The following is a 12,595-nucleotide window of genomic DNA, read 5'->3' as shown; positions in this document are numbered from 1 at the left end:
TTGTGGAATTGGAAACTGGAAACTCGAAACCGCCTAATGCACTTCCGGCTTCTCTCCCAGCGCCTCGTCCTTCGGCGCTTTTTGCCCGCCCATGTGCCGCACGTCCGCCCCGCTCACCCAGAAAATCACATCCTCGGCGATGTTGGTGGCGTGGTCGGCCACACGCTCCAGATTTCGGGCCACCAGGAGCGCGTCCAGCGCTTGCCGCGTGACTGAAGGATCGGCGTGCATCTTCTCCACCATGTGAATGAAGATCTCGTCGTCCATGCGGTCTACCACGTCATCCATCTTCAGCACCGCCTCGGCGATAGCGGGCTTAGCCTCTACGAACGACTCCAGCGCCCGGCGCACCATTCCGGCCGACGTGGCCGCCATGCGCGGCATGTCCACCGGCAGCTCCACCGGAGGCAGCGTGGACATGTCCATCACCCGCTGGGCGATGTTCACCGCCTGGTCGCCCACCCGCTCCAGGTCGGCGTTGATCTTCATCACCGCCATGATGAAGCGCAGGTCCACCGCCATGGGCTGCTGCATGGCCAGCAGGTCCAGCGCCAGCTCGTCGATCTCGCGCTCCGCCATGTTGATGGCGCGCTCGCCCTCCAGCACCGCCTGGCACAACTTCAGGTCGCGCTTGCGATAGGCCTCGGTCGCCCGCTCCACCGCCTGTTCCGCCATCCCGCCCATGCGGAGCAGCTTGACCTTCAACTCGTCGAGTCCCAGCTGGAACCGTGTGCGCATTATCCGAACCTGCCCGTGATGTAGTCTTCCGTCCGCTTCTCGGACGGGTTGGTGAAGATCTTCTCCGTGCGGTCGAACTCGATCAGCCGCCCCAGCAGGAAGAATCCGGTGAACTCCGCCACCCGCGCCGCCTGCTGCATGTTGTGGGTCACGATCACGATGGTGTACTGCTCCTTGAGCTGGAAGATCAGTTCCTCGATCTTGCCGGTCGAGATCGGGTCCAGCGCCGAGCAGGGCTCGTCCATGAGCATCACTTCCGGTTCTACCGCCAGCGCGCGCGCGATGCACAGCCGTTGCTGCTGGCCGCCCGAGAGGCTCGCCCCCGACTTCTTCTTCAGGTCGTCCTTTACTTCGTCCCACAGCGCCGCCAGGTGCAGCGACCGCTCCACTACCTCGTCCAGCGCTCGCCGGTTGCGCACGCCGTTCAGCTTCAACCCCGCCGCCACGTTGTCGTAGATGGACATGGTGGGAAACGGATTGGGTTTCTGGAACACCATCCCGATGCGGCGCCGCACTTCCACCGCCGGGGTGCCGTTGCTGTAGATCTCGGTTTCGCCCACGCGCACTGTTCCCGTCACCAGCGCTTCGGGATTGGTCTCGTGCATGCGGTTGAGGCAGCGGATGAACGTGCTCTTCCCGCATCCCGACGGCCCGATCACCGCCGTGCAATGGTTCGCGGGCGCCTCCATCTCCACGTCATAGAGCGCCTGGGTCTTGCCGAACCAGGCGTTCAGGCCCTTCACTTGGATGCTGACGCCCATGCCCTATTCCGCTCCCCGGTAGACGCCGCGGCTGGTGGACCAGCGCACCGCGGCCACCGAGCCCACGATGATCACGATCAGTACCAGCGCTCCCGCCCACGCCTTGCGGTGCCAGTCGTCATAAGGCGAGATGGCGTACACGAAGATCTGCAGCGGCAGCGCGGCCGTCGGCTGGTCCAGGTTCAGATTCCAGAATTGATTGCCGAACGCCGTGAACAGCAAGGGCGCCGTCTCGCCCGCCACCCGCGCGAACGCCAGCATGATGCCGGTGATCACCCCGGAGGTGGCCGTGCGCAGCGTCACGGAAAGCGTGGCCCGCCACTGCGCCACTCCCAACCCCAGCGCCGCTTCGCGCACGGTTCGCGGCACCATGAGCAGCATCTCTTCCGTAGCCCGGGTGACCGTGGGGATCATCATGATGCCCAGCGCCACTCCTCCGGCCAGCGCCGAGAAGTGCTTCTGCCGCAGCACCACCAGCGAGTAGGCAACCAGCCCGATCACAATCGAAGGCACGCCGTTCAGGATGTCCGCCATGAAGCGGATTACATCTCCGAATCGGCCCCGTCCGTACTCCGCCAGGTAGATGCCCGCGCCGATCCCCAGCGGTACCCCGATCAGGCTGGCGATCCCCAGGATGATCCCCGAGCCCACGATGGCGTTGGCCATGCCTCCGCCCGTCTCTCCCACCGGCTTCGGGGTCTCCAGGAAGAAAGCCAGGTCCACCGCTCCGATCCCGCGGTACACCAGATACCCGAAGATGGCGACCAACGGGACCATCACCAGCACCACCGATGCCGAAGCTGCCGCCGTTGCCAGCAGATTCCTCACTCGGCGCCCGAGTCCGATGGGCCGGGTTTGCGTGCGCGTCGCGCTAAGCATGGCTCCTCGCCGGAGTACCGCGGGTCACGGACCACACCAGCAGCCGCGCCAAACCGTTCACGATGATGGTCACCACGAAGAGTCCGAGCCCGATCTCGATCAGCGCGCTCAGGTAGAGGTCTTCGGTGGCCTCGGTGAATTCGTTGGCCAGCACGCTCGCCATGGTGTAGCCGGGCGCGAACAGCGATTTCGAGATCTCCGGCCGGTTCCCGATCACCATGGTGACCGCCATGGTCTCTCCCAGCGCCCGGCCCAGCCCCAGGATGATGGCTCCCACGATGCCCGCCCGCGCATTGCGCAGCACGCCCATGCGGATCATTTCCCAGCGCGTGGCCCCCAGCGCCAGCACGCCTTCCCGCTGCGCGCGCGGCACTGTGGCCAGCACCTCGCGCGTCAGGCTGCTGACGATGGGCACGATCATGATGGCCAGAATCACCACCGCCGCCAGCATCCCGATGCCGTACGGCGGGCCTTCGAACAGGCCGGTCCAGCCCAGGTACTTGGCCAGCCACGGCTGCACGTGTTCCCGCAGCAGCGGCGCCAGCACGAAGATGCCCCACAAGCCGTAGATCACGCTCGGAATCGCGGCCAGCAGCTCGCTCAGGAAAGCCAGCGGACCGCGCAGCGGGCGCGGGCACATCTCGGTGACGAACACCGCCACCCCGACCGCGACCGGCACCGCCAGCGCCAACGCCAGCAGCGACGACACCACCGTGCCGTAGATGAACGACAGGGCTCCGAACTCGCCCATCACCGGATCCCACACCTCGCGGGTGAAGAAACTCCAGCCGAACTCGTGCATGGACAGCCGCGAATTGACGACCAGCTCGTAGACGATCAGGCCGAGCACGCCCGCTACCGACAGGGCGCAGCCCAGCATGGCGTAGCGGAACAGCCGGTCTGCCAGGCGGCTCAGCGTCCCCTGCCGCAGGCGCACCAGCCGCTGCGCTCGGGTCGCGGGAGCGGGCCGGGTGGTCGGTTCGGGGGTGCTGCCATGCAACACGGGTGGCATGCCGGCCAGCGAGTCGCTCATCGCCCGAACCCTAACAGAGTCTTGTTACAGGACTGTTACAAGGCTGGGGAAGCGCGCAGAACGACCGGTGTCCTGCGCGCTCCCCGCTTAGAAGGCATAGATCAGGTCAAATTGCATGCGCTTGAGGAGTGGTTCGGTATTGAAGGGGGCGACCGTGTTACAGGTGAAGCCTGAGGCCTTGGCGGCGTTCTGCAACCGGCAGTCCAGCGTCCGGCCGATGAAGAGGGTGTAGTTCGCGGTGACGTTGTTGCGCACCTTCCACAGCGCATACAGCCGGTGCTGCAAAATGTTGGTCGAGGCCCGGTTGTCGCTTTCGTTGAACTGCGAGATCACGGCGTCCTGTTCGATGCGCGAGAACATGTAACCGAACTGCAGGTCGTTCTTGTTCTTCGTCTGGCCGATGCTCACCTCGCTAAAGAAGGCCGAGTCCTGTTTGCCCGAAGCCAGCGGGTCTTTGTTCTCGGCGTTCAGGTTTTTCAGATACTCGCCCAGGATGTGGACCGGCCAGCGATTCCACGGCGTCTTGAGGTTCGCATCCAGGATGAAGTCGCTGTACAGGAACTTGGAAACGAACTCCCGGGTCGGTGATCCGGTGGTCACGCGGCAGCCCACCTCGCCTCCCGCGCCGCAGTTGCGCGTGGCGTTGGTCTGCGCGTTGGCGTTGATGATGCGGGTGGCCCCGCCCAGCGGGCTGGCCGCCTGCGCGACCACGTCGGCGTTACGCCAGTTCAGCAATGAGTACGAAGGCGTGATGGTCAAGCGGCTGCCGAACTGCAGGCGCGTGCTCACCGCGGCTCCGGCGGCAAACGCGTCGTTGTCTCCGCTCGACTCGCTGAACATGATCTGCATGGGATTGAAGGTGACGTTGCGTACCACCGAGTTCTTCACGTCGAACGAGAACTTCTCGCTGAAGCCTTCCGGATTCAAGTCGTTGTCGAAGCTGAGTGGCGTCCGGTTCCAGGTGTAGGCCCACTTCCCGCCCGTAAGCTGCAGCCACTTGTGGGCTTGCGGGTTGAAGGTGATCCATCCGCGGTCGAAGCCCACGGTCTTGCGCTCGAAGAAGCTGGTCAGGGTCTCGTTCGTGGAGACCGGATCGCGGAAGGACGGATTGCCGTCGGCCACCGCGCCCGAAGCCAGGAACAGCCCGGCGGAGAAGTCGTCGTTCAGCTTGCCTTGTACTCCGAAGCGCAGCCGTATGCGTTCCCGGTGCCGGTCTTGCGGCCCTTGCTGGTAGAAATTCTCGTAGCGCACCCGCACGTCGCCCGAGAAGCGGAAGCGGCCCATGGTGGCTTCCAGGCCCGAGACCCTCTTCTGGTCCTCCTGCGTGCTCACGGCGGCGTTCGCCAGGTTCGTCTTGATGTCGGAGAGGTCGCTCTGCAGCGCCGCCACCGACTCCTGCTGCGAACTGGAACTGCTCTGCGCCGCCGCGGCCTGCTGCTGCGCCTCGGTGGCCACGCGCAGCGCGTCGGCCGCCTGCTGCTGCTGCGCCTTCATCTGCATCACTTCGCCGCGCAACTCCTGCAGTTCCTGCCTCTGCGTCTCCAGCAGCTCCCGCAGCGCCCGCACGTCCTCCGCGGTCACGGCCTCGTCCCTCTTCTTCTTGTTTGCGGCGGCGGCCATCGTTGTCAGCATCACCGCCAGGACCAGCGCACACCCTGCTCTCACTGCCGATTTCATTTCCTCGCTCCTTGGCTTGGTTGAATCGACTGCGGGATTCACGCCTTAACCTGCGCTTCCATCCGGTCCGGCATCCTACCGTATCTGGGCGATGGTCGTGCGCACCTTGTCCGCTACCTCTTTCGGCAGCGGCGCGTAGGTGAGCTGCGTTGCCATCTTCTGGCCGTCATTCAACATCCAGTTCAGGAAGTCCACCAGCACCTTGCCGCGCTGCGCGTCCTTCGGTTTCCCCGGGACCAGCAGCCAGGTGAAGCTGGAGATAGGATACGCATCCTTGCCCGGGGCATTGGTGATGGACACGCGGAAGTCCGGCGGCATTTTCGCCGTGGCCGCGGCCTGCGTGGTGGCCGCCAGGCTGGCCTTCACGAAATTCCCGGCAGCGTTCTTGACGCTGCCGTAAGTGATCTTGTTCTGCTCGGCATAGATCAGCTCCACGTAGCCGATGGCGCCGTCCAGTTGCCTTATCATCCCGGCCACGCCCTCGTTGCCCTTGGCGCCCAGTCCTACCGGCCACTTCACGCTGGTGCCCTTGCCCACCTGCGATTCCCAATCCTTGCTGATCTTCGACAGGTAATCGGTCCACACGAACGTGGTGCCGCTGCCGTCGGAACGGTGCACCACGATAATGGACTGATTGGGCAGGTTCACTCCGGGGTTGGCATCCGCGATCTCCTTGGCGTTCCAGGAGGTGATGCGTCCCAGGAAGATTCCCGCCAGCGCCTGCGGAGTGAACTTCAGCTCGCCGGTGACGCCCGGTACCTTGTACGCCGGCACCACGGCGCCCAGCACCGTCGGGATGTGGAAAATCTTGCCCTTGGCCTGGCTGAGTTGGCTGTCCGACATAGGCCCGTCGGTGGCGCCGAAATCTACCGTCCCCGCCAGCACCTGGCGGATGCCGCCGCCGCTCCCGATGGACTGATAGTTGATCTGCACATCCGGATGGATGCGGTTGTACTCCGCGAACCACTTGCTGTAGATGGGATAGGGAAAAGTGGCGCCCGCGCCGTTCAACTTGGTTTGGCCCCAGGCCGATCCCGCCAGGCAGGCCATCATCAGAAATGCCAGCATCATGCGACGTATCACTCGTGTCCTCCTTGCTCCGCCGAGTGTGGCCGACGCTTGTTAACGCCGTGTTACAGAGGGTTGAATTTCCGTTGAAAAGGAAGTTGCCAACTGGGTACTAGGTACTAGGTACTGGCTACTGCTGTCTTTTCAGCCAGTCCAGCAGCATCTGCTCGCGCGACTTGCCGTTGGAGCGCAGCACGTGCCGCAAGGTGTGTCCGCTGATGAGATGGCACACTTCTTCCGCCAGGTTCTTGGCGTGGTCGCCGGCCCGTTCCAGCGCCTGGGTCATGAACAGCACCTGGATGCTCTCCCGCACTTCCCCCGATTCCTGTCCGTGGATGTGGCGATGGAATAGCAGGTTGCGCAGGCGGTCCACCTCCGCGTCGGCGCGCAGCACGGTGACCGCCAGCATGAGGTCGCGCGCGGCGTAGGCCTGCCGCACGCCCTCCAGCATCCTGGCCACCCGCTGCCCCATCTCCGCCAGCTCGCGGACGTCTTCCGCGTCCAGGTGGCGGCCCACGGCGCGCCCTCGCCCGGCGAACGTGGCTGCCAGGTCGCCGATGCGCTCCAAGTCGGTCATCAGCTTCAGGCAGGAGAGCAACTCGCGCTGCTCGCTGGATTTCGCCATACCCAGGGCGGCCGCCAGTTCTTCGTCGAGCTGACGATCGAGTTGGTCGAGTTCCAGCTCGCAGAGGTCGGTGGCGTCGAACTGGTCGGCGGCATTGCTGGTCAGCCCGGCCACCGCATGCTTCCACGCCGCTTGCGCCAGATCGCACGCCGCCAGCGTCAGTTCCACCATCCGCGGCCCCAGTGGCTGCTCCGCGTTGGGTTCAGCCCGTAGTGCCATGCGTCATGCCTCCTGCCTCTTGCTGGAACCAGAAACGCAAAACCCGAAACCGGTCTTGATTTCTCCGGCCGCCTGCCACCCGCAAACTGCCACCTGCGTTTGGAAGGTCCGGAACCACGGCCGGGATGGGCCGTGGTCCGGATTCACGACGGGTGCAAGACGACGTGGATGCATAGGTGAAGTGACTGATTGGCTCGATTTCACCGCAGGCGGGTTACAGGGGAATTACGGGTGTGTGAATTCTTGGTAAAAAGCCTTTCAACGCAGAGCCCGCAGAGGTCGCAGAAAATCGGGGCTGGCAGTGCCGGAACGGGCGGCACAGGCGGTGATCGCCCTGCGATGAAGCCAAGGGTACGGATAAGAAGAGAACTGACCCCTGAAAAAGAATCCTGCGCCGCCTCCTTACCGCCGCCCAGCCGGGAAGTCTATCCAGGTGGGGTGCAGCGATCATTTCTTGAGGAGGCAGGGAGGACCATGTTTCTTTCCAGGACCGCTATTCACAGGCATCTCATGCTGGCGATTGTGGGCGTGGCGGCAGTCGGAGCTGTGGAGGTGAAAGCCGCCACTCCTCGCATTGAAGGCACAATCGAGAAGGTCGCCTGCCCCTTCGATGCAAGCAAGGCGCTGCTTCCAGTCACTTGCGGTCGGCTGAAGGTGCCTGAAAATTATGATGATCCGGGGCGAACGATTGAAGTCGCTTTCATGATCGTCAGCCCGGAACGCAGGATCGATGCAGATACCCCGGTCATTTTCCTCAGTGGAGGGCCCGGTTCGCCGAGCCTAGTGCATGTGGAAACGCTGGTCACGCTTCCCGCCATCCGCGAGATTGTCGTCGATCGGGACTGGGTCTTCTTTGACCAACGAGGCGGCGGCCGATCGATTCCTCAGCTTTTTTGCCAGCCCGAGGACGACTGGTTCAAGCAGGTGAAGACCTGCAGGGACCAACTGATCAAGCAGGGCGTGGATCTTTCTCAATACAACAGCGCGCGGATTTCCAGCGACATGGAAGCGCTCAGGAAAGCCCTGGGCGTGAAGCAATGGAACGTTTGGGGCGCCTCCTACGGGGCAAGGCTCGCATTCACGGTGGCGCGCTACTATCCCTCGAGCGTCCGCTCCCTCCTTGTCGATGGTCCCTATTTGCCTGAAGATCAGGAACGGGTCGAAGATCTTCGTGGCGCAGAGGTCGTGCTGAACAAGATCTTCTCGAAATGCGCGGCAGACGCGGCCTGCTCCTCCAGGTTTCCGGAGTTGCGAAGCCGCTTCATGGCCGCGCTTCCCCGGCTCCGGCAGCATCCCCTCTCGATCGGGGAGGCGCGGATCGACGACTACAACGTGGTGAACACCATTCTCGACTGGCTCTATGGCGGCGCCTATCCCACGTTTGAACAGCGCGTACAGAGGGTCATCGCTTACGCGGATGCGGCGGCTCGCGGCGATGGCGGGCTCATGCTGCGGATCGAGGAACAGATGACCAAGGAGACGCCCCCGATTCCCGCCTTGCCGGACGCAGGCAAGTGGAACACCGGCCAGAACCTCTCCATCGATTGCCACGAAGAGAAGCCGTTCGAGTCCGTGGATGAATATGCGCAAGCGGCGGCCAAGTCTGACATTGTCCGTTCTATTCTCGGGAAGAGAGGAGGGGTGAGAGCTTTTCAAACCTGCGCCTTGTGGCCTGCGGGGCGAGCCGACCCGATGGAAAACACCCATGTGTATTACGACGGGCCCATACTCGCGTTTACCGGAGAATTGGATCCAACCCTGTCAGGAATCGCAGGCTACAAGGTCGAAATGCTTTATGCCAACGCAAGGAACGTGGTTTTCAGGAATGCCGGGCACGCTCAGTTCTATATCCGATCGTATAACTATTCACCGGAAGAGTATGAGTATCGGCGATGTGCCTTGGCGTTAGCGCGCCAGTTCCATGCCGATCCGCAACGAAGGCTGGATACGGGTTGCGCAGAAGCACGAGCATTGCGACTGGCACAATGATGAGGCAGCCCCGGCGCTTTCGTCGAGGTTCTTAGCGTGAGCAGCTCTCGTTCAGGTTTTCTCTGAGACCCGAGATTTGGCGCCTGAACCGCTCGTGTCACAATGCTCCGAAGCATTCCATCTTCACGGAGAGGCAACTGACCATGCGCACGGCTCTGAGCGTGATTCTTGGCCTGGCGTTGGGCGCCAACGGCCTGTGGATGTTGGCCGCGCCGGGGAGCTGGTATCAGGCCATTCCCGGCGTGGCTGATACCGGTCCCATGAATCCGCATTTCATCCGGGACATCGGGTGTGCGTTTCTGGTGGTCGCACTGGCCTTGTTCTGGCTGGCCCGCTCACGGCAGGCCTGGCCCGCGGCAATGGCTGGCGGAGCCTTTCTCACGCTGCACGCGGTGATCCACGTTTGGGACACCCTGGCCGGTCGTGAGCATCCCCACCGCCTGCTGGCGGAAGCGCCCACCGTGATCCTTCCCGCTATTCTGGTTCTTTGGCTGGCCTGGCCGCCCAGTGCCACCGGCCGAGAATCAATTGCCGAGCGCTGACCACCATTCGCGCCACCTAGAACTAGAACCTAGAACTGATTCTGGGTTTCATGGCAGACCTCGGACCACAGGATACCCTTCAGGCTCCTGGGTAGAGGGTCGAGGGACCTGGGGTTTGCACTCTTGAGAATCTGCTCGGCCATGCAGCTCCCTTCAACTAAGTCAACCACCTGCGCCACGTTCCGCCACTGCCGCCTCTCGCGCCGCGCCCACCAGCGTGAACACAAACGTCGACCCGTGCCCCAGTTCGCTCTCGGCTCGGATGGTCCCGCCGTGGGCCAGCACGATGTGCTTGGCGATGGCCAGGCCCAGGCCGGTCCCTCCCGACTCGCGCGAGCGCGCCCTATCCACGCGGTAGAAGCGCTCGAACAGGCGAGGCAGGTGGTCGGAGGCGATGCCCGGGCCCTGGTCGCGCACGAAGAACTCCACCGGGCCGCCGGCTTCGGGCTGGCGCGCGCCCACCACTACCCGACGGCCTTCGAGCGAATACTTGAGCGCATTGTCAATCAGGTTGGAGAACACCTGGTGGATGGAATCGCGGTCGGCCAGCACCGGGTGGTGGGCCTGGTTCTCGATGACCAGCTCGACGTGGCGCGCGCGCGCTGCCTCCCGGAAGCTCTGCACGGCTTCTTCCAGCAGTTCACCGGGCTCGACCGGACGCAGTTCGAAGGCGCGCTCGCCGGATTCCACCCGCGCCAGCGTCAGCAGGTCTTCGGTGAGCCGTGCCATGCGCGACGCGTTCTTGCGGATGATCTCCAGGAACTCGCGGCCGGCCTCGCCGCCGGCGCCCGCTTCCAGCATGGTCTCGGCGTAGCCCTGGATGGAAGTGAGCGGCGTGCGCAACTCATGAGAAACGTTGGCGATGAAGTCGCGCCGCGTCTGCTCGACGCGCTCGATCTCGGTCAAATCGTGCAGCACGGCGACGGCGCCGCCCGCGGCCAGCGGCGCGGCCGTGACCTCGAAGGTGCGGCCTGGGACCACGCCGGAGACGCGAGCGCGGCGCACCTCACGGCGCGCCGTGGCTTCATCCACTGCGCGCAGCAATTCCGGCTGGCGCACGGTTTCCACCAGCGGAGCCCCCACCCGGATGCCCTCCACCAGTTCGCGCATCCGTCCGTTGGCCCACTGCGTATGCCCGTCGGGGCCCACGGCAATCACCGCTTCCTGCATGCCGTTGAGCACCGCCTCCAGTTGCTGGCGGCTGTCTTCGACGGCGCGGAAGCTGTGCTCGAGCTGGCGGGCGGTCGAGTCGAGCGACGCCGCCACCTGCGCGATCTCGTCACTGGAGCGCTCGGCCACGCGCGCACTCAAATCCCCGCCGGCGACGCGCTGGGCAAACTCGACGATGCGCCGCAGTCGTCCCGCGATGGATTGCGCCAGCACGGCAGCCAGAAGCGTGGCGATCAGCACCGCCAGCGCTGACCCCTGCAACAGGCCGCGGCGTATTCCGGCCGTCGTTTCCTCGATCTCGGTCAGCGGATAGGCCAGCCGCACTGCCCCGCCGGGAATGGGCACGGCCACGTACAGAAACGGAATCCCGACAGTGCGGCTACGGCGGGCGTCCACCCCCACGCCGCCGGCGAGCGCGGCACGGAACTCCGGCCGCGTGGCATGGTTCTCCATGGTCTGCGGGTCGGCCTCGGAATCCGCCAGCACCTTGCCGGAACTCTCGATGACGGTGGCGCGGGCGCCCGCCGCCTGCGCCTCCTCCTGGATCACCGCCGCCATCGATTCCGTTGGGGTGTGAGTCACGCGCGCCGCCACCAAGCGCGTCTTCTGGGTGAGCGAGCGCTCGATCTCGCCGCGCAAGGATTTTTCCCAGGCCCGGCGCACTACGATGTCCAGCGTCGCCGTGGCCACCGCGACGACCAGCACGAAGGCCAGCAGCAGCTTGAAGAAAATGCGGCTTCTCACTTCGCGGCCTCGAAGCGGTATCCGGCGCCGCGCACCGTGCGCAGGTGGCGCGGGTCCTCCGGATCCTTCTCGATTTTTTCCCGCAGGCGGCGCACGTACACGTCCACCGAGCGCGGGGTGACGAAATGCGTGTCGCGCCAGACGGCGTCCAGCAACTGGTCGCGCGTGAACACCCGGCCGGGGTGGCGCATCAGATAATCGAGCAGTCGGAACTCCGTAGCCGTGGTGGGGACGTTCCTGCCGCGTACCTTCAAAATCATGGCGCCGGTGTCGAGTTCGACGTCGCCGGCGTGCAGCACCGCGGGCGCCGGCGGACGCTCGAAGCGCCGCAGCACTGCCTTCACCCGCGCCACCATCTCGCGCGGACTGAAGGGCTTTACGATGTAATCGTCCGCGCCCAGCTCCAGGCCCACGATGCGGTCGGCTTCGCCGCTCTTGGCGGTGAGGAAAATCACCGGCGTCATGGCCAGCGAGGCGTGCTGGCGGATGTGGCGGCAAAGTTCCAGTCCGTCGCCTCCCGGCACCATGATGTCCAGCAGGAAGACCGCGGGTGGCGCTTTCTCCGCCGCCGCGAGAACCGGCGGGGTGGAGGTGAAGGCGCGCACCGCGTATCCCGCGCCCTCCAGATGATGGCGGACCAGGCGGGCGATGTCGGCGTCGTCTTCCACCACGAAGATGGTCGGCGTCACGGCAGCTATTGTATCCGCGAACATCAAGCGCGACCGTCGGCGGTCGGCTTTCCGCCCTCCGCGCCCGAGGTTTGAGCGCTTCGCCGAGCGATTGCTATAATCACAACTCCGCAGGAACTTCCGGGCAATGCCCGCACTCCTTGCGAAGCCGCCGGCCCTCCGCCGGCGCACGTCGCCAGACAGATCCACTGGTAGCGTGGCCGCGTGGGTGTGGCGGTAGCTCAGATGGTAGAAGTGGCCAGGTAGCTCAGATGGTAGAGCGCGGCCCTGAAAAGGCCGGCGTCGGCGGTTCGATTCCGTCCCTGGCCACCATGTCACTTGGAGGGTCGCAGCCCTACAGGGTCGCAGCCCTAAAAGGTCTGCGCCACGCTCGGGACTTCGGCGATTCCGTCGCTGGCCACCATCCTCACCGGTGTCACATCCGGTTCCAGCAGCATGAGGCACGCACCTAAGTAGCTGGA

General features: G+C 64.5%; 11 protein-coding genes and 1 tRNA gene. 3 read left to right on the top strand and 9 right to left on the bottom strand.

Annotated features, from left to right (window positions below):
- Nucleotides 1–33: 33 nt before the first annotated feature.
- From phoU to VLE48_01730, 7 genes are all read right to left on the bottom strand, one after another.
- Nucleotides 34–738 carry a phosphate signaling complex protein PhoU gene (gene phoU, locus VLE48_01760; protein HSA91710.1) on the bottom strand — a complete coding sequence of 235 codons (705 nt, stop codon included), beginning with the start codon at nt 736–738 and terminating at the stop codon, nt 34–36.
- Nucleotides 738–1,499 (bottom strand): phosphate ABC transporter ATP-binding protein PstB, encoded by a 762-nt coding sequence (gene pstB, locus VLE48_01755; protein ID HSA91709.1) that lies wholly within the window; start codon nt 1,497–1,499, stop codon nt 738–740. The genes phoU and pstB overlap by 1 nt, the downstream gene beginning before the upstream one ends.
- A 3-nt stretch (nt 1,500–1,502) precedes the next feature.
- Nucleotides 1,503–2,378: a phosphate ABC transporter permease PstA gene (gene pstA, locus VLE48_01750; protein HSA91708.1), complete on the bottom strand. Its 876-nt coding sequence runs from the start codon at nt 2,376–2,378 to the stop codon at nt 1,503–1,505.
- The gene (gene pstC / locus VLE48_01745; protein HSA91707.1) at nt 2,371–3,411 is read right to left on the bottom strand and encodes a phosphate ABC transporter permease subunit PstC; all 1,041 of its coding nucleotides are present in this window, start codon (nt 3,409–3,411) and stop codon (nt 2,371–2,373) included. Before pstC ends, pstA begins: the two co-directional genes overlap by 8 nt.
- Nucleotides 3,412–3,498: 87 nt before the next feature.
- The gene (locus VLE48_01740) at nt 3,499–5,088 is read right to left on the bottom strand and encodes a putative porin (protein HSA91706.1); all 1,590 of its coding nucleotides are present in this window, start codon (nt 5,086–5,088) and stop codon (nt 3,499–3,501) included.
- A 75-nt stretch (nt 5,089–5,163) separates the two neighbouring features.
- Complete coding sequence (pstS, locus tag VLE48_01735; protein ID HSA91705.1) at nt 5,164–6,171, bottom strand: phosphate ABC transporter substrate-binding protein PstS; 1,008 nt, start codon at nt 6,169–6,171, stop codon at nt 5,164–5,166.
- 115 nt (nt 6,172–6,286) lie between these two features.
- Nucleotides 6,287–7,000 (bottom strand): PhoU domain-containing protein, encoded by a 714-nt coding sequence (locus VLE48_01730; GenBank protein HSA91704.1) that lies wholly within the window; start codon nt 6,998–7,000, stop codon nt 6,287–6,289.
- 474 nt (nt 7,001–7,474) lie between these two features.
- On the opposite strand from VLE48_01730, the gene VLE48_01725 reads away from it, so the two are divergent.
- Nucleotides 7,475–8,989 (top strand): alpha/beta fold hydrolase, encoded by a 1,515-nt coding sequence (locus VLE48_01725; GenBank protein HSA91703.1) that lies wholly within the window; start codon nt 7,475–7,477, stop codon nt 8,987–8,989.
- A gap of 143 nt (nt 8,990–9,132) precedes the next feature.
- Nucleotides 9,133–9,531 carry a hypothetical protein gene (locus tag VLE48_01720; protein ID HSA91702.1) on the top strand — a complete coding sequence of 133 codons (399 nt, stop codon included), beginning with the start codon at nt 9,133–9,135 and terminating at the stop codon, nt 9,529–9,531.
- Between the two features lie 162 nt (nt 9,532–9,693).
- On the opposite strand, the gene VLE48_01715 is transcribed toward VLE48_01720, so the two are convergent.
- Together VLE48_01715 and VLE48_01710 are read right to left on the bottom strand one after the other, a co-directional pair.
- Nucleotides 9,694–11,445: an ATP-binding protein gene (locus VLE48_01715; protein HSA91701.1), complete on the bottom strand. Its 1,752-nt coding sequence runs from the start codon at nt 11,443–11,445 to the stop codon at nt 9,694–9,696.
- On the bottom strand, nt 11,442–12,134 hold the full coding sequence (locus VLE48_01710; GenBank protein HSA91700.1) for a response regulator transcription factor: 693 nt from the start codon (nt 12,132–12,134) through the stop codon (nt 11,442–11,444). Before VLE48_01710 ends, VLE48_01715 begins: the two co-directional genes overlap by 4 nt.
- 236 nt (nt 12,135–12,370) lie before the next feature.
- Between VLE48_01710 and VLE48_01705 the strand changes: the two genes are divergently transcribed.
- Nucleotides 12,371–12,446, top strand: a tRNA-Phe gene (locus VLE48_01705).
- The last annotated feature ends 149 nt before the right edge of the window (nt 12,447–12,595 follow it).

The organism is Terriglobales bacterium, assembly GCA_035454605.1.
GTDB lineage: Bacteria > Acidobacteriota > Terriglobia > Terriglobales > Acidobacteriaceae > DATMAB01.
The sequence above is the reverse complement of the archived record's forward strand: the minus strand, read 5'-3'. Positions and strand labels throughout refer to the sequence as shown.